Source organism: Bulleidia sp. zg-1013, assembly GCF_019798045.1.
GTDB lineage: Bacteria > Bacillota_I > Bacilli_A > Erysipelotrichales > Erysipelotrichaceae > Bulleidia.
Genome location: NZ_JAGXEX010000002.1, coordinates 215,091 through 237,074, shown reverse-complemented (window position 1 = coordinate 237,074; position 21,984 = coordinate 215,091). Strand labels below are relative to the sequence as shown.

Annotated in this window: 25 protein-coding genes and 1 pseudogene; 7 read left to right on the top strand and 19 right to left on the bottom strand. The window is 35.6% G+C overall.

Annotated elements, in window-relative coordinates; translation table 11 throughout:
* Positions 1 to 554: 554 nt before the first annotated feature.
* Together K7I92_RS02950 and K7I92_RS02945 are read right to left on the bottom strand one after the other, a co-directional pair.
* Entirely contained in the window at positions 555 to 1,034 is a 480-nt protein-coding gene (locus K7I92_RS02950; protein WP_220281977.1) for a cyclophilin-like fold protein, read from the bottom strand.
* An 84-nt stretch (positions 1,035 to 1,118) separates the two neighbouring features.
* The gene (locus K7I92_RS02945; protein ID WP_220281976.1) at positions 1,119 to 2,111 is read right to left on the bottom strand and encodes an alpha/beta hydrolase; all 993 of its coding nucleotides are present in this window, start codon (positions 2,109 to 2,111) and stop codon (positions 1,119 to 1,121) included.
* A gap of 125 nt (positions 2,112 to 2,236) precedes the next feature.
* Between K7I92_RS02945 and K7I92_RS02940 the strand changes: the two genes are divergently transcribed.
* The gene (locus K7I92_RS02940; RefSeq protein ID WP_163562220.1) at positions 2,237 to 2,674 is read left to right on the top strand and encodes a MerR family transcriptional regulator; all 438 of its coding nucleotides are present in this window, start codon (positions 2,237 to 2,239) and stop codon (positions 2,672 to 2,674) included.
* A gap of 277 nt (positions 2,675 to 2,951) precedes the next feature.
* On the opposite strand, the gene K7I92_RS02930 is transcribed toward K7I92_RS02940, so the two are convergent.
* Together K7I92_RS02930 and K7I92_RS02925 are read right to left on the bottom strand one after the other, a co-directional pair.
* Positions 2,952 to 4,448, bottom strand: coding sequence for a recombinase family protein (locus tag K7I92_RS02930; protein WP_220281975.1), 1,497 nt, complete (start codon positions 4,446 to 4,448; stop codon positions 2,952 to 2,954).
* A gap of 6 nt (positions 4,449 to 4,454) precedes the next feature.
* Complete coding sequence (locus tag K7I92_RS02925; protein WP_220281974.1) at positions 4,455 to 5,075, bottom strand: recombinase zinc beta ribbon domain-containing protein; 621 nt, start codon at positions 5,073 to 5,075, stop codon at positions 4,455 to 4,457.
* Positions 5,076 to 5,180: 105 nt separating this feature from the next.
* Between K7I92_RS02925 and K7I92_RS02920 the strand changes: the two genes are divergently transcribed.
* Positions 5,181 to 6,598 (top strand): IS3 family transposase gene (locus K7I92_RS02920; protein WP_220281973.1). Its coding sequence is split into 2 segments (ribosomal slippage): positions 5,181 to 5,745 and positions 5,745 to 6,598, totalling 1,419 coding nucleotides; the frame shifts between segments, so codons are not numbered across the junction.
* 286 nt (positions 6,599 to 6,884) lie between these two features.
* On the opposite strand, the gene K7I92_RS02915 is transcribed toward K7I92_RS02920, so the two are convergent.
* Both K7I92_RS02915 and K7I92_RS02910 read right to left on the bottom strand, forming a co-directional pair.
* On the bottom strand, positions 6,885 to 7,223 hold the full coding sequence (locus K7I92_RS02915) for a type II toxin-antitoxin system RelE/ParE family toxin (protein ID WP_203244422.1): 339 nt from the start codon (positions 7,221 to 7,223) through the stop codon (positions 6,885 to 6,887).
* Positions 7,220 to 7,525 (bottom strand): type II toxin-antitoxin system RelB/DinJ family antitoxin, encoded by a 306-nt coding sequence (locus tag K7I92_RS02910; protein ID WP_203244423.1) that lies wholly within the window; start codon positions 7,523 to 7,525, stop codon positions 7,220 to 7,222. The genes K7I92_RS02915 and K7I92_RS02910 overlap by 4 nt, the downstream gene beginning before the upstream one ends.
* A 267-nt stretch (positions 7,526 to 7,792) precedes the next feature.
* On the opposite strand from K7I92_RS02910, the gene K7I92_RS02905 reads away from it, so the two are divergent.
* Both K7I92_RS02905 and K7I92_RS02900 read left to right on the top strand, forming a co-directional pair.
* Positions 7,793 to 8,098 (top strand): type II toxin-antitoxin system RelB/DinJ family antitoxin, encoded by a 306-nt coding sequence (locus tag K7I92_RS02905; RefSeq protein WP_220281971.1) that lies wholly within the window; start codon positions 7,793 to 7,795, stop codon positions 8,096 to 8,098.
* Entirely contained in the window at positions 8,095 to 8,427 is a 333-nt protein-coding gene (locus tag K7I92_RS02900; protein WP_220281969.1) for a type II toxin-antitoxin system RelE/ParE family toxin, read from the top strand. The genes K7I92_RS02905 and K7I92_RS02900 overlap by 4 nt, the downstream gene beginning before the upstream one ends.
* A gap of 161 nt (positions 8,428 to 8,588) precedes the next feature.
* Here the strand turns inward: K7I92_RS02900 and K7I92_RS02895 are convergent, their stop codons facing one another.
* The 13 genes and pseudogenes from K7I92_RS02895 to K7I92_RS02835 form a co-directional block, all read right to left on the bottom strand.
* On the bottom strand, positions 8,589 to 8,738 hold the full coding sequence (locus K7I92_RS02895) for a hypothetical protein (protein WP_220281967.1): 150 nt from the start codon (positions 8,736 to 8,738) through the stop codon (positions 8,589 to 8,591).
* Between the two features lie 72 nt (positions 8,739 to 8,810).
* Positions 8,811 to 9,233, bottom strand: coding sequence for a putative immunity protein (locus K7I92_RS02890; protein ID WP_220281966.1), 423 nt, complete (start codon positions 9,231 to 9,233; stop codon positions 8,811 to 8,813).
* Between the two features lie 183 nt (positions 9,234 to 9,416).
* Positions 9,417 to 10,316, bottom strand: coding sequence for a DNA-binding protein (locus K7I92_RS02885; protein ID WP_203244427.1), 900 nt, complete (start codon positions 10,314 to 10,316; stop codon positions 9,417 to 9,419).
* A gap of 154 nt (positions 10,317 to 10,470) precedes the next feature.
* Positions 10,471 to 10,842: pseudogene (locus tag K7I92_RS02880) on the bottom strand (terminase TerL endonuclease subunit); the annotation flags it as partial.
* Positions 10,843 to 11,059: 217 nt separating this feature from the next.
* Positions 11,060 to 11,305, bottom strand: coding sequence for a hypothetical protein (locus K7I92_RS02875; protein ID WP_220281964.1), 246 nt, complete (start codon positions 11,303 to 11,305; stop codon positions 11,060 to 11,062).
* Positions 11,295 to 12,161 carry a BRO family protein gene (locus K7I92_RS02870; protein WP_220281963.1) on the bottom strand — a complete coding sequence of 289 codons (867 nt, stop codon included), beginning with the start codon at positions 12,159 to 12,161 and terminating at the stop codon, positions 11,295 to 11,297. Before K7I92_RS02870 ends, K7I92_RS02875 begins: the two co-directional genes overlap by 11 nt.
* Complete coding sequence (locus K7I92_RS02865; protein ID WP_203244430.1) at positions 12,154 to 12,375, bottom strand: helix-turn-helix transcriptional regulator; 222 nt, start codon at positions 12,373 to 12,375, stop codon at positions 12,154 to 12,156. The genes K7I92_RS02870 and K7I92_RS02865 overlap by 8 nt, the downstream gene beginning before the upstream one ends.
* Before the next feature lie 320 nt (positions 12,376 to 12,695).
* On the bottom strand, positions 12,696 to 13,697 hold the full coding sequence (locus K7I92_RS02860; RefSeq protein WP_220281962.1) for a LacI family DNA-binding transcriptional regulator: 1,002 nt from the start codon (positions 13,695 to 13,697) through the stop codon (positions 12,696 to 12,698).
* A gap of 34 nt (positions 13,698 to 13,731) precedes the next feature.
* Positions 13,732 to 15,639, bottom strand: a complete 1,908-nt coding sequence (locus K7I92_RS02855) for an alginate lyase family protein (RefSeq protein ID WP_220281961.1) — start codon at positions 15,637 to 15,639, stop codon at positions 13,732 to 13,734.
* Between the two features lie 22 nt (positions 15,640 to 15,661).
* On the bottom strand, positions 15,662 to 16,480 hold the full coding sequence (locus K7I92_RS02850; RefSeq protein ID WP_220281960.1) for a PTS system mannose/fructose/sorbose family transporter subunit IID: 819 nt from the start codon (positions 16,478 to 16,480) through the stop codon (positions 15,662 to 15,664).
* The gene (locus K7I92_RS02845; RefSeq protein WP_220281959.1) at positions 16,467 to 17,255 is read right to left on the bottom strand and encodes a PTS mannose/fructose/sorbose/N-acetylgalactosamine transporter subunit IIC; all 789 of its coding nucleotides are present in this window, start codon (positions 17,253 to 17,255) and stop codon (positions 16,467 to 16,469) included. The genes K7I92_RS02850 and K7I92_RS02845 overlap by 14 nt, the downstream gene beginning before the upstream one ends.
* Before the next feature lie 20 nt (positions 17,256 to 17,275).
* Complete coding sequence (locus tag K7I92_RS02840; RefSeq protein WP_203244434.1) at positions 17,276 to 17,767, bottom strand: PTS system mannose/fructose/N-acetylgalactosamine-transporter subunit IIB; 492 nt, start codon at positions 17,765 to 17,767, stop codon at positions 17,276 to 17,278.
* A gap of 10 nt (positions 17,768 to 17,777) precedes the next feature.
* Complete coding sequence (locus K7I92_RS02835; protein ID WP_203244435.1) at positions 17,778 to 18,965, bottom strand: glycoside hydrolase family 88 protein; 1,188 nt, start codon at positions 18,963 to 18,965, stop codon at positions 17,778 to 17,780.
* Positions 18,966 to 19,149: 184 nt separating this feature from the next.
* Between K7I92_RS02835 and K7I92_RS02830 the strand changes: the two genes are divergently transcribed.
* The 3 genes from K7I92_RS02830 to K7I92_RS02820 are packed head-to-tail and all read left to right on the top strand — an operon-like array spanning position 19,150 to position 21,972.
* Positions 19,150 to 20,133, top strand: a complete 984-nt coding sequence (locus K7I92_RS02830; RefSeq protein ID WP_220281958.1) for a bifunctional 4-hydroxy-2-oxoglutarate aldolase/2-dehydro-3-deoxy-phosphogluconate aldolase — start codon at positions 19,150 to 19,152, stop codon at positions 20,131 to 20,133.
* A 1-nt stretch (position 20,134) separates the two neighbouring features.
* A complete protein-coding gene (locus K7I92_RS02825; protein WP_220281957.1) occupies positions 20,135 to 21,154 on the top strand; it encodes a sugar kinase in 1,020 nt (339 codons plus the stop codon).
* 14 nt (positions 21,155 to 21,168) lie between these two features.
* Positions 21,169 to 21,972: a gluconate 5-dehydrogenase gene (locus tag K7I92_RS02820; RefSeq protein WP_203244438.1), complete on the top strand. Its 804-nt coding sequence runs from the start codon at positions 21,169 to 21,171 to the stop codon at positions 21,970 to 21,972.
* The last annotated feature ends 12 nt before the right edge of the window (positions 21,973 to 21,984 follow it).

Genomic DNA, 21,984 nt, shown 5'->3' with positions numbered 1-21,984 from the left:
TTAATGTTAATAAAAACACTAAGTAGGCTTTCTTTCAGTTTTCTATAATATTTTCACTCAAAATAAAATTTATTGAAGCCCCATTATTAAACTTGATTTTTCTTGCTTTAAATGTCATTACAGCCTATTTTAACAATTCTTGTTCCAAAACATTACAGTTATTGAATCTGGTTATGCCCACTCCTAGCAATGGGATAGAATTTGAGTTTCCAGCATAATACACATCTAGTATCTTACTGTCTTTGATACAATTAAACTTTTCCTTTGAACTCCGAAACTATTCCTCTATACTCTGAAACTTTTTATTGTAGGCATTAAAAAAGACGGTATTGTGTACCGACCTTACACTAAAATCAAATTGTATATTATAACTAGATTGAATTAAATCTTTAAATTTTCACATCAAATTTTGCAATTCTACCAGATTAATTCCCATAATTCTTAAAATATCAGTAAACGCTACTTTCTGCCTTTTGAAGAATTTACCGAGCGAATTCTCCAAGCTACTTTCTACCTGCTATCTTTATAATTTTTCCCATTCTAATCACCACCCCTTACTTTTTGATCGTTATTATTACATCTTCATTCGACAATAAGTCTGTAACTTCCTGCTCCGGTAAATCTATTTTTCCAAGCTTCGTATATGCCCATGAATTTGAACCATAAAACACAACAAGATTATTACTGTTATAAAGGACTATATCCCCATTGTGTGTGGTCATCTGTTTATCATTACTTCTATACTGCTTTCTCAATGAACCCACCTGCTCATTACCTCCGTACCTGGACATACTGATAACCATATCACCCTCTGAGACATCTTCCATTAGTGACCTCGTTGAAGCATTATCCTCCCATATAACAGGAACAAGCGTATCATTAATATATAATTTCATATCATATTTCTGACTTTCTTTACTATTTACACTTTGACTGTCACTTTTAGCTTCCCCAGTAATTTTATCTGTCTGATTTTTATTGCCACAGTCATTTACTATATTTCCACATCCCACCATAGAAACAAGTATCACCATAGACAGAATAGTACAAAATAATGTTCGCATTGCTTCTACCTCTTAAACTTGTTGATATAGTTAATACTTTCTTTTACATCACTATCATACTCCATTTTCTTCAAAGAATTTCTGTATCTTATCGAAAGGGATCACTTCTAAATTATCATAAAGATCTGTATGAACAGCACCTGTAATGGTAAGAAACTCTTTATTATCAGTGTAATTACTGTCCTTAATCATAGCTTCATATGCATCTTTCCCAAAATAATAACTATGTGCCTTATCTCCATGCATAATAAGAACTGCACTTCTGATTTCATTACTGTATTTAAGAATCGGTTGATTCATAAATGACTGACAGCCAATCACATTCCATCCGTCATTTGAATTAAGGCTTCTGGCATGATAGGCTCTGCCTTTATAGTATTCGCTATAATCTTTCACAAAGAATGGCACATCCTCTGGAACCGGAAGAGGGATACATCCACCAGCCCTTGAGTACCCACCTTTTTTGTATTCTTCTGTTCTAATTGAATTTAGCCTTTTCTTTAAATTATAACGAGCTTCCTCATTGTTTTCAGAATCAAAATATCCGTTGGCATTCACTCTTGTCATATCATACATTGTCGAAACAATTGTTGCCTTGATTCTGGTATCAAGAGCTGCTGTGTTAATGGCCATACCACCCCATCCGCAAATTCCAATAATACCGATTTTATCTGCATCCACATTATCCTGAACTGAAAGAAAATCTACTGCAGCCATAAAATCCTCTGTATTAATATCCGGAGATGCCATATATCTTGGTTTTCCACCACTTTCACCTGTAAAAGACGGATCAAATGCAATAGTCAGATACCCCCTCTCTGCCATTGTCTGGGCATACAGTCCGGAACACTGCTCTTTTACTGCTCCAAAAGGTCCACTTACTGCAATCGCAGGAAATTTATTCTTAGGCTCTTTTGGAATATACATATCTGCAGCAAGTGTGATGCCATATCGATTTATAAATGTGACCTTCTTGTGATCCACCTTCTCACTTTTAGGAAATGTCTTGTCCCATTCCGCAACTAGCTTAAGTTCATCTGTTTTCATATTATCAAATACCTCCATATAAGTTCATATTGAAAATAAAATCTTCATGTATTATATTATGATTATAAGACCTAAAGTTAACTTTAGGTCAAGTATTGTTTTTATAATCGAAAGAAGGTAAATATATGTATACAATTGGACAAGTTTCAGAGATGTTTAATCTCCCAATCTCAACATTAAGATACTATGATAAAGAAGGATTCTTCCCTCATCTGGAGCGAAAAGGCAATATCAGATATTTCAGAGATACTGAAATTGAAGCTTTACGGGTTATTGAATGTTTAAAATTATCCGGTCTTGAAATAAAAGATATTAAGCGATTCTTTCAGTGGGTTATGGAAGGCCCATCAAGCTACTTCGATAGAAAACAATTATTTGAATCTCGTAAAAAAGCTGTACTTTCTGAAATAAAACAGCTTGAAAAAACTCTTGCCATGCTCGAGTTTAAATGTTGGTATTATGATAAAGCATTGCAAGATGGTACTGAGGATGGCATTAATGCCCTGCTTCCAGATAAACTTCCCAAAGATATTCAAAAACTATATAACAAGGCACATAAATAATACAGCCGGGTTGATAACCCGAGATAGGTAAATCTGGGGTGCGGATTGGTGTCCAATATGTTCTTTTTCCAGTTTTACACCAGATATTTTGCGCCATTTTCAGTTTTCAATTTTATCGAACTAAATTTTACTCTATCTTGTAGCTTCTTTTAATCGTTTAATATCTTTTTTTAATTTCTCATTTTGACTGATTTCAAATCGGTCTTCCATCACTTTGTTTTCATACCATGATGTAAAATTTCCTGATTGGTCATCAATAGAATTCCTGTTTCTATTTCTATCTATTTAATTCTATCCGACTGCCATCAAGGAATGTGAATTCAATCTTTCCATCATGATGTACTGTAAGATAGTCTACAATACTAAGCCATACATTTTTATCAAACTCTCTCATGAAATCTTGCTTTTCCAGTTCCTTTATAAAGTCCTCTACCTCATCACGCTTGGATTGTTTTTCTATGATAGTTTGCTTGATTTCATTGGCATTCTCATTAATACAGTCATTCACCTGCTCAGCAACTATATTTAATTCTTCTTCAAGTTCAATCTTTTCTTTCTCAAGTGATGATGTATCAAAGATTATCTTTGCCATTTCTTTATGGGTGCTAATAATCTCTTTCTTATTCTTAACCAGCTTGTTGACCGCCTGTAAGAATAACTTTTGAATCTCTTCTTCCGTCAAATGAGGAGTGCTACATTTTTCTTCAAACTTATGATTGCATTGCCAAATCTTCTGACGGTATTTGCCAGTTGAATGCCATGTCTTTGAACCATACCATGATCCGCAGTCTCCACATTTAATCCTGCTCGAGTAAACGCTGACGCTTGAGATTCTGTTTTTACCGGCTTTTCTTTGTTCTAGTAGCCTTTGTACTCTATCAAATGTACTTGGTGGAATAATAGCCTCATGGTTTCCTGTTACATAATATTGAGGTATTTCACCTTCATTCTTTTTCTTTTCCTTGGTTAAGAAATCAACTGTAAATGACTTTTGAAGGAGAGCATCACCTTTATATTTCTCATTACTAAGTATTGCTGCAACTGTTCTTGCCGACCATTTCTTCTTTCCGCCGGGTGTTAATATCCCCTCTGAAGTTAGTGCTTTTGCAATTCCAAAAGGTGAATAACCTTGAAGGAAAAGTCTATAAATCTTTTTTACAACTTTGGCTTGTTCATGATTAACAACTAGGTTTCCATTTTCTCCCCTGTCATAACCTAGAAATCTTTCAAAAGGTACGGTTACCTTTCCATCTGCAAACCTCTTTCTTTGTCCCCATGTGCAGTTTTCTGAAATGGATCTTGATTCTTCTTGGGCAAGGCTGGACATTATTGTAATCAGCAGTTCTCCCTTACTATCAAAAGTCCATATATTTTCTTTTTCAAAGAATACTTCTGTCCCATGTTCCTTTAGCTTTCTGATAGTAGATAAGCTATCGACCGTATTTCTGGCAAAACGGCTCACTGACTTTGTGACAATGAGGTCTATCTTTCCATCAAGAGCATCTTGTACCATTCGCTTAAATCCATCACGCTTTTTCGTGTTGGTTGCAGTGATACCTTCGTCTGTATAAACTTCTACAAACTCCCAATCATCTCTGCTTTTGATGTAGTTTGTATAATAATCAAGCTGTGCTTCGTATGAAGTTTGTTGTTCTTCGCTATCGGTTGATACTCTGGCATATCCTGCAACTTTTCTTCTTTTTACTTCGCTTATTAGATATTGATTAAATTTACTAATGGTTGCAGGGATTGTGGTTACCTTTCTTACGACCATTTTTTATCACTCCTTATCTTGTTTCTTATTTTTCCAGTATTCACGTATCTGTGGTATCTGCTTTTCTCGTCTTTCCTTAGTCCAAGGAACTCCACGCTTTTTCTCTAAATATTCCTTGATTTCCTCATGTCCATCTTTGAATTTAAATCTGACCTTATTATCTGCGATGTAAATTCGCTCTATTTCTTTATCCATTACCTCCTCGTCAAATTCTTCAAGATTTAGCACCTCACAGACTAGTTTTTTGAGTGTCACATCTTGTATGGAATTATGAGGACATTCACTTCTCTTGGATCTGCATGAAAGGTATGTTATTTTCTCTCCAGTCTTTAGTGTTGATTTTAGGGCATTAAATGAATTACCACATCTATCACATTCAATGAGTCCTGTAAAAGGTGTAGCTGGATTTTTTCTATGATAATTATGCTTGTTTTTTCTTTGCTCCGAAATTTTTGCTCTAACCTCTTCAGTAAAATATTTCTTTCTATCTATCTTTCTATATGGTTTTTTAACTTTCAAGGTACTCTGCGTTGATTTAATTGTGGAGTTTACACCTTTTAAGGCTTTATCAAGACCGGTAGTATCTCCACCAATTTCAACAGTAATTCCCTTTATTCTATTTGCCACTTGTATCCCTCCTTCCTAAAAATGGGCATGAAAAAGACACCTACTATTTTGTACCGACCCCCAAAAGTTAGACCAAAAATCTAATGATTGGAGGTCGGTGTTTTTATGGCTAAATATAGCTATGAGTTTAAGAAAAAAATTGTCGATGCATACTTAAATGGTGAAGGAGGATATAAATATCTTTCATCTATCTATGGTCCGACTACTAAAGATATACGTAAATGGGTTCGTAACTATACTGCATTTGGAAATGAAGGACTAAGGCGTTCTCGTAAACAAACAAAATACTCTTTCGAAAAGAAGATTTCTGTTGTAGAGTTATATCTATCAAGTGAGATTTCATATCAAGAATTAGCGATTCGAGAAGGTATAAGCAATCCAAGTATGATTACTAACCGGGTTAATCGCTTTCGCACTGCCGGTCCTGATGCTTTGAAATCTCGCAAGAAAGGTCGAAAGAAAACATTGGATAAATCTAAGATAGATATTAAAGCTCAGGAAGCGGAAGAAAGAATAGTTGATACAAGTGCAGAACATGTCAAAGAATTAGAAGATGAACTGCTTAAGTTAAGAATTGAGAATGCCTTTTTAAAAGAACTGAGGAGGCTGCGTTTAGAGGACGAGGCAAAAATGAGAGAATGGCACTCGTCATCAGCAGCCTCCGAGGAGAATTCAAACTAAAAGACCTTCTCTCTTATACAGGTATGCCTAAGGCAACATATATGTATTGGCAAAAAAGAATTAATAGAGAAAATCCTGACAAAGAAATCGAAGAGAAGATTCTTGAAATCAGAGAGACTCACAAGGATTATGGTTATCGTCGAGTGGTTGGAGAATTAAGAAATCAAGGCTATAGCATTAATAAAAAGAAAGTACAACGTATAATGCAGAAGCTTGGTTTACAGGTTACTTCTTTCACTCGAAAAAGTCGTAAATACAGTTCGTACAAAGGTAAAGTTGGAACGGTTGCTCCTAATCGCATAAGGAGACGATTTAACACGCATATCCCTCATCAGAAGATTACAACAGATACTACGGAGTTTAAGTACTATGAAATAGATTCTAAGGGACGTATGACAATGCATAAGCTTTACCTGGATCCATTTATGGATATGTGTAATGGTGAAATTATAAGCTATGGAATTGACAAGCATCCTTCAACAAAAAATGTTATGGAGGCATTGGAACAGGCTATTGCAATAACATCCGATTGCAAATATAGAAGAACTTTCCATTCGGATCAAGGCCGGGCTTACCAAATGAAAGCATACTCTCATCGTCTCAAGGAAGAAAGAATCTTCCAAAGCATGTCCAGAAAAGGAAACTGTCATGACAACTCTGTTATGGAGAACTTCTTTGGATTACTTAAACAAGAAATCTATTATGGTGTTATTTACTATAGCTATGATGAGCTAAAGTCAGAAATCGAACGATACATAAAGTATTACAATGAACAAAGAATTAAAGAAAAACTGGGATGGCTAAGTCCGGTGCAATACAGGCTTAGACTCTTGGCTGCATAAAAATAGCGGAGCGGCCATATAAACTGCTACGCTAAAAAAGTCTAACTTTTGGGGGTCACATCATTTAGCAAGTGTCTTAAAACAATTTAATATTCAGTTATACAGGCTATACTTTTACTTCGACTTATCTTTTACCTGCTCTTCATTTTTCACATTTTCTACTTTCCTCTACCCTCTATAAGTAAAGTCTAAACTTTCAACCCAACCACTTCTATACCGCATATTGGTCAGCGGTAGACTTGCCTAGTTCATCCTAATTAATAATTTTTCTATAAAAAATTCAAGTCTATTCTTTATCATGATTACTATCTGAGTTTAGTTCTTCTTCCAGATTCCTTTTTCCGTATAGAATCCTTGAAATAATAACTTCCGCTTTTTCTTCTTTAACTAAATAAAAAATCAAGAAATTATCACATGGTACAATATGTACTCCCCTGCTTTTCCATGGTTCACTATCCACCAAACGGTGTCTCATAGGGAACTCATCAAGACTTTGTATAACCTTTTGAATCCTGTCTATCTGACCTTTTGCATTTTGAGGAGACAATAGGCTAAAAGTAATATAGGCATAAATTCCTCTTAAGTCCTCCTCTGCTTCCCGGGTAAGAGTAACTAAATAACTCATATACCGAATTCCTTATTCAAAGATTCAAACACCTCATTTATCGGTTTAGTCCTTCCTTCAAGGACGTCTTGGTATCCTTTTTCTAATTCCATATTAAATTCATCCTTTGTCATAGAAGATATATCAAGTGGTTTTCTGTAATTTAATCTTGCATCGAAAGGAAGTCCCTGTTGCATAACCACCTGCTTATAAAACATAGTAATAGCACTTGATGGTGGTAGTCCTAAAGCATTTAATATTTGCTCTGCTTGTTCCTTTAATCCCGGTTCAATACGTGCATATAAATTCGCTGTCTTAGCCATAAAATCACCTCTTTCTTTGAGATAATTATACAACATTGCATTGGCATTTGCAAGTGTGCATTATCTATCCTCTAATTTTAATCCTCTTCAATCAAATAAAAAATACTAGATGTGTTTTAAACTAAGCAAGTGATAATCTGTTAATTTACTTAAAAATATCTCGTAAATACGCATTTTTATTAAATCTATGTTTCTTATTTGCTTGCGTATGCTTGCATTTGCATTTATTTTCCTGTATAATATAAACAAGAAAGGAGCGTGACACTCATGGCAAATACAAATGCTGTTTATGCAAGAATCGATACAAACTTAAAAGAAAATGCTGAAAGCATCTTAAGTCAGCTTGGAATTTCTCCATCCAGTGCAATACAAATGCTTTACAGTCAAATTGTTCTTCAAAAAGGTATGCCTTTTGAACTTCGCCTTCCGCCTAAAAAACCTTTAGCTCTAGGAAGTCTCTCCAAAGAAGATCTGAATTTAGAACTTCAAAAAGGAATTGACTCTTTAAATGCCGGAAAATCCTATAGTGTAGATGAAGTCGATGACTACTTTTCAAAGGAATATGGCATATGAGCAAAACCTACAAAGTAATTTACTCGCCGCAGGCTTTACAAGATTTAACAGAAATATATGAATATATTCGGTTCACTTTACAGGCACGTATTGCAGCTGATAACCAATCATCCCGTATCAGAAAGATGATTCGCTCTCTTGATACATTGCCGGCAAGACACTCTCTTGTTGAATGGGAACCTTGGGCTTCCATGAAAATATATAAGGTTCCGGTTGATAATTATATGATTTTTTATCGTGTTGATGATGAGTTAACGACTGTTTCCATCGTTCGTATTTTTTATTCAGGCAGAAACATTGAGGATATCATCAAACATACAAATGATTAGTTTTATATTAGGGCAAATTTCTGCCCTTTTTATATGTTAAAATTTATCAAACTCAGCCTACCCTGCCACCTTGCTGTATTTTACTCCATCATTTGATTTCTCGGTCCAAATATCTAGTACCATTCCTATTGTAAGTAAATCAAGTTCTGAAATGCTTATCCCTATTTCCACGCATCACTCATGGTCATCGCTGTTCGTTCATTGACTCGTTTCCCACTGGATGATTGCCCAACGAAAAAAGAATAACTATTATTGCTGAGTTTGTTTTCTGGTTTATCTCTTGATTTAAAAAGTCCACTAAATAGTCCCATCGTTACCTCCTGATTTCCATAGAAAAAGCACCTACTTTTTTATTTGTAGATGCTTTAAATGTCTATTTTGTTTTATAAACTGGACCTTGTTTCAATATCATATTTCTCTAAAATTTGATTTGCAAGTTCAATTTGACGATTTCTTTCTTCTTCAACCTTTATCATATTTTTAGGGAATAGAATATTAATAACTTTAATAGCATAATCAGATGATACAATAGCATGTGCTCTCATATGACCTGTTGCTATGGATTGAGCAAATACTCTTGCCGAGAATTTACTTAACTCATTGATAGACTGTTGCCCTAATTTATTTGCTAAAAAACCAGCATTTCTTAGTTCATAGGCATTTATTTTTCCGTCAATACGCATATTTATCTTATTTGTCGTTTCACGTATAATTGATTCTTTTAATTCATTATCACCAATTTCTATAAACGATAAAAATGGCTGAGCATTTTTTATTGCCCACATTGCTAGGTATTTTTTAGGCATTTTATATAAAATTAATTCTAGTGTATTCCTTTTCTCTGATAAATCATTTATTTTAATTTTGTGCTTTGAGGGTATTTCCCACTTACCTTCTTTAAATATATATTGTTCAAATTTATTCCATGAAAAATCTGTTGGTTCTATAATATATCACCTCCATAAATTCTAAATTATCTAACGACTTATCTATTTTTGCTCATCCAACATAGACAGATATAGATCAAGTCTCTGATTTAAATATCTTGCAAACATGTCTGCCATTGCCGATAGATTATGTTTTACATGATATTCATCAAAGGCTTCATAATATTTTAAGCGATCAGTAAACTTTATATCTATCGGCGGATAGCCCACTTTCATTAGTTCCAAGTTAACCAGTAATCTTCCGGTTCTTCCATTTCCATCAATAAAAGGATGTATACCTTCAAATTCGATATGAAAACGAGCAAGCTTAGTCACAATATCTTCCTTGCTGTTTTTATATTGTTCCAGTAGTTCTTCCATCTTAGGTATAATCAAATAGGGCTGTACAGGTTCATGTGCAGCACCCATAATCCGAACAGGCACTCTTCTGTATATTCCTCTATCCTCTTTTTTATCAACCAAGACTAAATAGTGAATATCCTTTATTACTTTTTCAGATATTTGAGCATTTTCACTAACAAGCTGTCTTATATAATCAAAGGCCTCTTTATGTCCAATTACCTCCAAATGTTCCTTTAATGATTTCTGTTCAATAGTAAGTCCTCTCAAAACCATGTCTGTCTCTCGAAGAGTTAACGTGTTGCCTTCGATTGCATTTGAGTTATAAGTATATTCTGTTAGAAATTCTTCATTTAACCTCTCCAGCTCTCCTTCTGTTAAAGGTCTTCTTTTTCGAAGCATTTCTAATTTATCTTCTATGATTGGAATGAGTGATTCCTTAATTTTATATCTTCCATCAGTCGGTTTTGTTGCATCATAGGGTATTTTCCAAACCCGTCCTTCTTGATATGCACCGGGAATCTTCCCTTCCGAGCATAAAATCCTTACTCTTCTATCAGATATCCCCCATTTTTCAGATGCTTGTTTCACTGTAATATACATCAATTATCCCTCCAGTATTTCCTATTATACCATTTTATCGGAACAATAGAAACGAATAAGGAATAACATATATCATTTAGTGGAACAATACAACTCTATGGAATAATGCCTTGTATACGGAATAATATTTGTATTCGTAACGAAACGATAATTTTTACACAAATAAAATACCCCTACTGTCGTACACACTCTCTGCATTGGTATTCCCACAACGAATGGCTCGATCTAATGCCATAATAGTCGCAATGGCTCCGTCAATTTTCTCCGTGGATTTTTCCTTATCTGCTTTGATATTTCCGGCAGGGTCTGTCCTAATAAAAATATTATCCATATTCCATCTAAGGACAGGATGCCCACCATGAGCAAGTTTTTTCTCCAGCGTTAGTTTCATTAACTCCTTTGTCGGTGGAGACATATCCTTAAAGCCCTGTCCGAAAGGAACTACAGTAAAGCCCATACTATCTAAATTCTGTACCATTTGAACGGCTCCCCATCTATCAAAAGCAATCTCTTTGATATTAAATCTTCTCTTTATTGCCTATTTACCGTATTTAGCACAATGAAACTTTTCCTATTTTTTTGACACACTTCAAAACATTATAATCACTAACTTTTTGATTTTTGCTAGACACCCTTTATTTTTGACACCCCATCTTAAATAAAAAATTTTGACCCGGCATGGTCAAATTCATTATTTTCTGCTTATTAAATTATACATCCTACCTTGAAGATAAAAAATTCACCTAGAAGTTTAATTGTATCCTTTTGATATACTTCTTCTCGATATAGATACATTTAACTTTTCCTGAATACTTACTTTCCAACGCTTTCAGTGCAAGCAGATTATCCCCGTGAATAAGCATATTTTCAGTTTTGGGGTCATTTTCTGTATTGGATAACTCCTTGTTTTCAATCAAAATTCTAGGTTCTAATTTTATTTCTTTATCTTTACCAAGCCAAGTAAGCTCAAGTTTCTGGTTACTTGTCATTGTTTTTATCTCCTTTATCTATTGTTTTTGTAACATCATCAATTAGTTTCCCAAAGTCAATTGCATTTTTTGATGTGATTACAGGTTTTCCTGTTTCCGCTTCTATTTCTTTTCTTGCATTTCCGGCAATATTTCCACCACGCTTAGCTACTTTTTTATTTTCTTCCAAACCTTGCGGATTAGTAGATTCTGCAATATCTTTTGTGGCAGTTTCAGCCAGCATATTTAATATAAGTTCAGTAGTGGACATATTATCCTTTAGGTTTTCCTTTTTTAGACCTTTTAAATCTTTATACTGCTTGATTGTCATTCCAGACCAAGCCTTTGAAATTTCATTAGTAAGAATTGCGTATTCTCTTCCTTCTGTTACTCCGTTGTCTTGCCAAGAGTCTGTAAGTTCTTTTCTTACCTGAATAGCTTGTAATCTTTGATTAATCCATTCTCTTGTGTAGCCTTTTTTTAGATAGGTTTCCAAAGCTCTATCTATTGTTAGTTCAGGGTCAATTGTTTCGTCAATTCTTTCTTTTCCAACTTCTGCAAACCACATCTTAAAAGGCTCTGCTTTAGGAGATGGGACAGACTGAATAATACGAAAGATTCCTTGCATATCAGCAACGTCTGTTTTATACATCTTACCGTCTTTAGGAGATTTTAATTTCAGTGCGTGACAAAACGTCACGACCTCACTACCTTCTTCTTTTAATCTCTGTTTTAATTTTCGCCAATATGCTCCGAAATCTTTGCTATGCGTCAAAACTCCTATAATGTCAACAATACTAAAATACCATTCTTCTTTTTCGCTGTCCCAAGAAGAGCGTATTTTGTTTCCTTCAAATAACTTTATTTCATTACTCATGTTTTATCTTTTCCTTCGGTATAAATTCCAATATATCATTAGGTGTACAATTTAAAGCCATACAGATACTTTCCACTTTATCTAAAGCCATATATTGTCCGTTTCGTATTTTGGTAATTATATTTGCCGAAATTTTGGCATCACGCATTAAATCCTGATTGGAAATATCTTTTTCAATCATCATATGTAATAGTCTTTTGTAACTTACAGACATAATTTTCCTCCATTGATATTTTTAATTATTATATCACATTTCTGTGATTATCTCCATGCTAACATTTTATATTTAATCCCCTAAAAATTTTTAACCGCCAGATTTTACTATCTCTCAAGGCTAGCTAATATAAGAATTAACTATTAAAATTACCGAACTAGAATAAAGAAACAAACCATATGGATATTATATATCGGTGTAGTAGATATCCCACAAAACAAAGAAAAATCGGCATAACTAGTATTTCTACTAATTGCGCCGATTAATTTTTTAAGAAATTGAATCTCTAAGTGAAAGCCCCTAATGGTTGCCATTTCCTTTTATAAGGTGGATTCATGCCAATGAATTTCGCAAGATAAGATTTGGTTTGGACATTCCTTCCACTTCTTTTCGATAGCATCAATCAGAATCTTTGCCGATTGATAACCCTCTTCATAGGCTGGTTGAACAATCGTTGTGACGGAAGGAGCAGATAAATTCGTCCATTCCGTGTTATCAAAACCAATTAAGCCTATCGTTTCTGGCATTAAATTTCGATAATTACGCATGGCTAAGAAAACTCTTGGTAATAAGAAACAATTGGCAACAAAGATTAAAGTCTTTGTACCAAACCTCAATTCACTTTCAATGAGCTTTTGTAACTCTTCAACCTGAATATCCCCATCCACAATCTTTGTTTTCCAAGTTAAACCTTTTAGAGTTAATGCATCCTCAAAACCCTTCACCCTTTCCATACGAGTACTTAGCACACTAGGATCAGCGGTAATCATCATAAATTCATCATATTGCTTGTCTCCATACTCGGAAATCAAAGTTAATACAGCTTCATAGTTATTCGTTTTTACCCATTTTTCATCATCCATGGATACTTGCGAATCAATGAATACCACTTCTTTACCCTTTTCTTTGATGAGTTTTGTCAAAGAAGAAAAACGCCGAGATGGCTGAATAATAAAGCCATCCACGCCCATGGATAACATACGATTGACATAATTTTCTTCAATTTCGAAATCGTAATTACTATTACCGACAATCAATTGATAATGGTCTCCACGAGCAAAATCATCAATTCCTTTAACAATCTGATTTGCAAATGTATTGGTGATATTCCCAATAATCACCCCAATCAAGCGTGTGTGTTTCGCATTTAAAGAACGGGCCGCCATGCTGGGATGATAGTTTGTTTCAGCAATGACCCTTTCAATTCTTTTTTTTGTATCTTCCGACATCTTATCCATTTTCCCATTTAGGTAAAAAGAAACAGTTGTTTTGGAAGTATTTGCTCTTTCAGCAATCTCTGTAATCGTTATTTTTTCGCTCATAGAAACCTTTCTTCCTACTATATTACCATATCCTTTACGAAGTTCTTAAACGATATAGCTGTTTTTTATGAATGACAACCGCTTTTGCATGGAATGGCACATTCCGGCAAAATAAAATCTTCGTTCCTTTGTATATTTCTTCTTGCAAAAAAACAATCGTATAACAATTACCATTTTTTAATTTAATTTCATAAGCTAAGCCTTGTTTGTCTGATAGAACAGCTTGATTCCCTTGTTGAATAGGTACTTGTGTCAGCTTTGTTTCTTGAGGATAGAAGCATGTCACAAAATTTCCTTCGTCAACAAGGCAATGGTCAACTTTTGCGACAAAATGATCCTCCAATTGATTGTATTGCTTTGAACAAACGTCTTTCTTGACACTTAAAGAACCACTATGATACCAATTAAGCTCTTCCATTGAAGTAATACTTGAATCAAAATGAAAGAATTGGCTTACTTTATGCTCACCTTGACAATGCACTTGATCCACCAGCAAGCAAATACCCTCCTCAATAAAGACAAGCTTTCTCGTCCAAACTTCCAAAGGATTTTCAGATAGGATTGTTCCTTCTAAATAATGAACACCATCCTCATGGTGAACATAGCTAGGCAAGACTTTCGCAAAAGTATTATATGACCAACTACCCTTTGGTACACAGATTTCTTTATCATCCACCAATAAAGAATTATGACTTCTTTGGGATTTCAAAAATGGTCTTAAAGCACAATCTTCTCGGTAACTATAACGACCTGAATCAATTAGAATTGGCTTGCCTTCTATAAATAAACTGAAATGCAGATTATCACTATGTCCATGTCCACTACCTAAAGAACTATTTAGAAACATCAAATAATTGGCTTTATTATCCCAAGAGCTACGTATTGTGTAGATACCAGAATAGATACCATCATAATACCTTTCCTTAGGTTCTGATTTATTTTGTTTTTGATAAAAGTCTACAATATCTTGTCCAAAAGCACAGAAAGATTCACCATCCACTTCTTTCACCAGAGAAAGATAATCCTTTTGTTTCAAGAGAAAAGAAGAACGCAATAAAACATCTTCTACCCCAACTTCATCACTATCACCATAAGCCTCTATCTTCATTTTTGGTGTGATTAAGTGTTTTAAAGCATTGGTCATATTAGCCATTACCTTCGCTAATAAAACTTTCAATTCTGCCTCTAAGTCTACGTAATAATAAACCTTCTGAAGACTATTCAGCACTTCCACATGATACATCGTTGACTGTTCCCAGTGCATGCCATCCGGATAGATTTGAATTTCTAGCTGGGTTTTTAATTCTTCTTTAGCCCATTTATATTCTTCATTTAATTCTTGAAACAAAGCCAATACAATCACCAAAGAAGCCATTTGAATACTACCCCAATTGCTTAAGGTATATTTAGTTTTATAAGATTTTTTTAAATAAAGAATCTGGGCTTTCATACTGGAAAGAATGGTAACTGTTTCTTCTTTTGTTAGAAGCTGAAAGGCTTTTAGATACGGTAATAATTCATAAAAATTCAATAAACGAATACCGGTATCTAATGTTCTAGTAGATGGATTATCTTTTATTTCTGAATGATCTTTAAGCCAAAGAAAAATCAATTCCTTTGCCTTAATAAGATACTTTTTATCCCCTGTCATTTGACTAGCTAACGCTAAATCTTTGAGATAGTCCATTCGATTAAGCATAAAACACCATTCTTCATCTTCGTTTGGATGAGCCAACCAATCCATTGGTTGAAGCGTATAAGCTTTTAAACAGCGTTCCATATCCCAACGACGATTAAATAAGAAAGTATTCTTTAAAATTCTCTCAGCATTCTTTAAAGCTTCTGTATCGTTAAAATGGGATTGATTTATTTTCTTTTGGAGGATGATTTCATCCATAATTTGTTCATACGTTTTCATAAATAAGAAAAAGGAAGCCGGCATTTCGTCGCTTCCTTTTGATTGTTTATCCTAAAATACCTAAGAAACTTAAGGCAATACCGAGTACAACCGTAATCAAAACCAAAGTATAAGTTGTCATGCCTTTCTTCTTAATGAGATAATACATCAATAATGTATAAAGCACTGGAAGTAAGGCAGGTGCTACTTTATCCAACATAGCTTGGATATTCACTGTAGATTGTTTTACACCTTGTTGAATTTGACCGGCCGCTAAGGAAACTTTCACATTCATCTTCACAAATGTTGCAGCCAAACCGGCAATAACGGTAACACCAATCATGCTAGCGGCTTCGGAAATGGTACCCATTTGACTAGATAACTTATCAATCATGTCAGTACCAAGCTTACGTCCATAGCCACCCACAATTAACTTAATCGCTAATAAAGTAACGTTTTCAGCTAATAAGAATAACAATGGTGCCAAGCTAAAGCCTTGCATAGCCATTGATGCAAAGATCGTTGAGAACAATGGGGCAATACAGAATTGTGATAAAGAGTCACCAATGCCAGCCAAAGGTCCCATTAAAGCCATCTTAATACCACGAATCTCTTCGTAATCATAACCATTATCAGCCATGGCTAAATGAATGGATGTCACAAATGGTAAGAAGTTTGGGTTTGTGTTATAGAATTCTGAATTACTTTCTAATTCTTTCGCTAACTTAGCTTTGTCATCTCCATACATCTTTTTGAATGCAGGATACATAACTAAAGCATAACCTAATCCTTGATAGTTGGTATAATTAAAGCCGTTTTGTAAAAAGTAAGCACGTAAAGTGGTCTTTGTGTAATCGGCCTTCGTTAATTTATTAAATCCAGTCATTGTGTTCTTCTCCATTTCCGTTTTCTGTTTGGACAACAGTCTTCTTATTGGAATCGTTGTAATACTTAATAGCGAAGCAAGCGCCAACTAAAGCAATTCCCATAACCGGCATCTTTAGGTAAGCGGCTAAGATATAACCAAGGATGGCGAAAGGAATTAATTCTTTCTTTAACATAACTGTCATAATCATAGCAAAACCAATTGCCGGTAACATACCACCAGCTACCGATAAGCCCTTCAACAATTGAGCAGGAATTAATTTAACAACACTGCTTAACCATTCCATTGCATAAGCGCCTGAGAAGCCTAATGCGAAACCAACAACCGCAAATAAGACAATCGTTGCGTTAGCGTGCCAACGGAAAGCACCGAAGTTTTGTTTCTTAAGTGCATTCGCAGCCGATTCCGGCCCACCAGCTCGAACAGTGTAAATTGCTGTTTGTAAAAATTGAATCGCTACCGCAAATGGAAGTGATAGAGATAATGCCGATTCCGGTGTAACACCAGGCACGGTGATTGCCATCAAAGTACCGATAATACCAGGACCAATTGGGTTTGGAGGAACTGTTCCACCAGCACCAACACCAAATCCCATGAAAGCTAATTCAGCAATTGCTCCACACTTTAAAGCTGTTGGTATATCATTTAAGACTAAACCAACGCCAAAGCTTAAAACAATAGCGCGGTTGGTAAAAATACCAAATAACATACCCGAATAACAGAATGCAGTCCATAAACCAATTAAGATGGCTTGGATCAAACTAATAGTTACCATATCTTTCCCCTTTCTCTAAATCATAGGTAATCTTTTATGTCCACCTGAGCAGCCCCATCGGTTCCGCCCGGTGTTGTGACCGTATTAAATTGAATATTGTATTGTTCGACCATTGTCTTAAGAGCTTTTTTATCTTCTGCTCCTAAGAAGATAGAACGAGTAACTTTTTCTTTACCTTCAGCATTATGAATGTTACCAATGTTGATTTCCTTCACCGGTACACCACCCTCCACAAGCTTTAAAGCATCGGCACAATCCTTAACCACTAAGAAGATGGTTTGCTGAGGACTGGCTTTGTGAATAATATCAATCACTTTTTGAATGCTAAAGAAGCGAACAGCTAAGCTCTTTGGTAAAGCTGTCTTCATTAGAGTTTGTGACATATGATCTTCACTAACCGCATCATTAGCAACAATCACTGTGTTCACACCTAATGTTTTTGCCCATAGGGCACCTTGTCCATGAACCAGTCTTTCATCAATTCTGGTCATAACGATGTTTGGTGTATTCATATTTTCCTCCTCACCAATAGGAATTCCATTGTTTCAACTGCCGATAAATGGCTTCCATGTAATAGTAGTCACCCCAGATGTTTCCTTCGTCAACACCTTTGCCAGAGTGCCAAGAATAGACGCCATGTTCAAGAATGGCTTGTCCAGCTTTGATTTCCTTATTTGCGTAATTTTGCATCAAAGATCTAAGGATAAGCGCAGCGGCGTGTTCATAGACTTTCGCATCCTCATCATTCTTCAAATACGGCAACATCTCCAAAATCCCACACACCGCAATCGCCGCTGCTGAAGAATCTTTGGATTGATTAGAACCATCGTTAAAGATTAAGTCCCAATAGCACACATCATCTTTTGGTAAACGATTTAAGAAATAATGTAACATACCCTTAAAATAAGGAATGTTATCCATATTCTTAGTGTAACGAGTGTTCAATGGAATACCATAAATACCCCAAGCTTGCCCTCTAGCCCAAGATGAGCTATCGGAGTAACCTTGTCGAGTAGCTCCATGAGATGGTCCTCCTGTTTCATAATCCATATAGAAGGTATGGAAAGCAGACGCATCTTCACGAATGACATATTGCAAGCTTGTCTTAAAATGCAAACTTGCGACTTCAGCATAACGAAGATTTCCTGTCACCTCACTAGCCCAATACAATAATGGAATATTCATCATACAATCGATGATAAAACGATAATGTTCCGGACTATCCTTAGGTCCCCAAGCTTGCAGGAATTGACCCTTTTCTTGCCAACGTTCCATCAATTTATCCGCCGCCAATAAAGCGGCTTCTTTCGCTAAATCACTACCCGTGATTTTGTAAGCACTAACGCAAGATAAAGAATATAGGAAACCTAAATCATGATGATCTAACGCAATCCGTTTTTTCACCCGATTGGAAAAACTTGCGACATTCTTCATAGCTAAATCACGATACTTCTCTTCTTTTGTGTATTCATAACATAGCCATAACATTCCCGTCCAAAAGCCATCTGTCCATTCAATGTTTTCAATGATTGGATATTGACCTTGTTTCGTACAAGAGTAAGGAAACTTATCTTTGAAATAATCTAAATTCGCTTCCACTTGTTTCACACACAAGTTCATCGCTTCTTCTAATTCCTTTTTGCTAAGTAATTCAGAATGTAAGTATCTATCTCTTTGGGCAATCGTTTCAATATGGATCGATTTAGCCATCCTTCTCACCTCCAAATAAAACCGGTTTACTAGCAAGTCCTATTTTATAGGCTTTTTATGAATTATGTCAAGCGTTTTTACCATAAATTTCCCATATTTTAAAAAAATAAACCGGTTTAGTTCATTTTATTGACAAAACCGGTTTACTAAACTAAAATAACATTGCATGAAAAGGAGGACGACAATGAACGATTTATACGAAAGAATCTCGCAAATCGGCATTGTTCCTGTGGTAAAGATATTTGAAGCCGAAGATGCCCTACCCTTAGCGAAAGCTTTGTGCAATGGTGGCATTGATGTAGCGGAAATCACTTTCCGTAGCGAACATGCAGTAAGTGCTATTCAACAAATTCATTCTGAATTACCAAATATGTTGTTGGGAGCAGGCACGGTTTTAACGATTGAACAAGCTAAACAAGCCAAAGAAGCTGGTGCTTCCTTTATTGTGACACCAGGTTTAAATCCGGCGATTGTTAAGTGGTGTTTGGAACAAGAAATACCTATTTTACCTGGAGTTTCTACCGCAAGTGAAATCGAACAAGCCTTATCTTTAGGTCTTAAAACCTTAAAGTTCTTCCCGGCTGAAAGTAGTGGTGGTGCGAAAAAGCTAAAAGACTTTAGCGGTCCTTATCAAAATGTTCAATTCTTACCAACCGGTGGTATCAATGCAACGAATATGCATGACTACTTACAGTTATCTAATGTAATAGCGATTGGTGGTAGCTTTATGTTAGAAAAGGATAGTGTACAAGCAAAGGACTGGGAAACCATCCAAAACTTAGCTGCCAAAGCCATTAAATCTCTATTAGATTATCAACTCATCCACATTGGCATTAATTCCAATAGTCCTGAAGATTCAGAAAAAGTATGCAAGCTTCTTTGCCAGCTATTTCATTTCACTTACTATAAGAAACCGAAGTCAAACTTTGCTGGTGTTGGATTTGAAGTCTTACATGGGCAAGGTCATGGTAAAAATGGTCATATTGGCATTTATACCCCTTATCCCGAAAAAGCTTTGTATCAGTTAAAGAAAATGGGTGTTCATGCCATAGAAGAAACGATTACTCGTAATAAAAAGAGTCATCGCATCAATTTTGCATACTTGGATTTGGAAATTGGCGGATTTGGTGTTCATATCATCAATCCTGATGTAAAGATGGAGGTATAGAATGAAAGTTATCACATTTGGTGAAATTATGTTACGGTTAGCCCCTCATGGCTATTATCGTTTTGGTCAAAGTAATGATTTTGAAGCCAGCTTTGGTGGTTGTGCTGCCAATGTGGCCGTTAGTTTAGCTAACTTTCAAGAAGAAGTATCTTACATCACTAAATTACCAAAGCATGCTATTGGTCAATGGGCAGTGGATGAATTAAAACGCTTTGGTGTCGATACTTCTTTGATTTGTCGTGGTGGTAATCGGCTTGGTATTTATTACTTAGAAAAAGGAGCTAGTCAAAGAGCTAGTCAAGTCATTTATGACCGTGCGCACTCTTCTTTCTCAGAAGCAAGACCGGAGGATTTTGATTGGTCAAAGATATTTCAAGGGGCTGATTGGTTCCATTTTACGGGTATCACCCCTGCTTTAAATCCTAGTATTGCCAATATTACTTTAGAAGCATGTCAAAAAGCGAAAAAGCTTGGCTTAACGATTTCTTGTGATTTAAACTTCCGTAAGAAATTATGGACTAGTGAACAAGCCAAAGAAACGATGTCTAAGCTTGTTCCTTATGTGGATGTTTGTATCGCTAATGAAGAAGATGCCGATAAAGTATTTGGTATCAAGGCTAGCTCAACCAATGTCTTAACAGGAGAATTATCCAAAGAAGGCTATGAAGAAGTTGCCAAGAAACTTCAAGATACTTTTGGTTGCCAAACCATCGCTATTACTCTAAGAAAGAGCTTGTCCGCTAGTGAAAATCTTTGGTCAGCTATGCTTTATGAAAATGGAAAGACCTATTTTTCAAAGGAATACCACATGCACATTGTCGACCGTGTTGGTGGCGGAGATTCCTTTGGGGCCGGTTTAATTTATGCTTGTCGTCACCTAAGTGATCCAAGCGAAAGAATTGAGTTCGCAGTAGCGGCTAGTTGTTTAAAACATAGTATTGAAGGTGACTTCAACCGTGTGAAAGTGAATGAAGTTCTAACCCTTGCACAGGGGGATGGTTCAGGACGTGTGCAAAGATAACAGGAGGAAAAAGTATGTTTGAAATGAATTCCTTTTCTTTAAAAGGAAAGATTGCCTTTATTACAGGGGCTAGTTATGGAATTGGTTTTGCGATTGCGACTGCTTACGCAAAAGCTGGTGCCACTATTGTTTTTAATGATATTAAGCAGGAATTAGTGGATAAAGGTTTAGTTGCTTATAAAGAACTAGGTATTGAAGCTCATGGTTATGTATGCGATGTGACCGATGAGGTAGCTGTCTTAGCCTTAGTTAAAAAAATTGAAAAAGAAGTTGGTATTATTGATATTCTTGTTAACAATGCCGGTATTATCAAGCGTATTCCAATGATTGAAATGTCGGCGAAGGATTTCCGTCAAGTCATTGATGTGGATTTAAACGCCCCTTTCATTGTTTCTAAAGCACTTATCCCTTCCATGATTAAAAAAGGTCATGGCAAAATCATTAACATTTGTTCCATGATGTCTGAATTAGGTCGTGAAACCGTTAGTGCTTATGCGGCGGCTAAGGGTGGTTTAAAGATGTTGACACGAAATATTTGTTCAGAATATGGTAAATATAACATTCAATGTAATGGTATTGGACCTGGTTATATCGCTACTCCACAAACAGCTGTCCTTCGTGAAAGACAAGCGGATGGTAGTCGTCATCCATTTGATAGCTTCATTGTAGCGAAAACTCCTGCAGAAAGATGGGGAGAAACAGAAGATTTAATGGGACCGGCTGTCTTCTTAGCATCCGAGGCAAGTAACTTTGTGAATGGACACATTCTTTATGTAGATGGTGGTATCTTAGCCTATATCGGTCGTCAACCGGAATAATAAGGAGGAAAA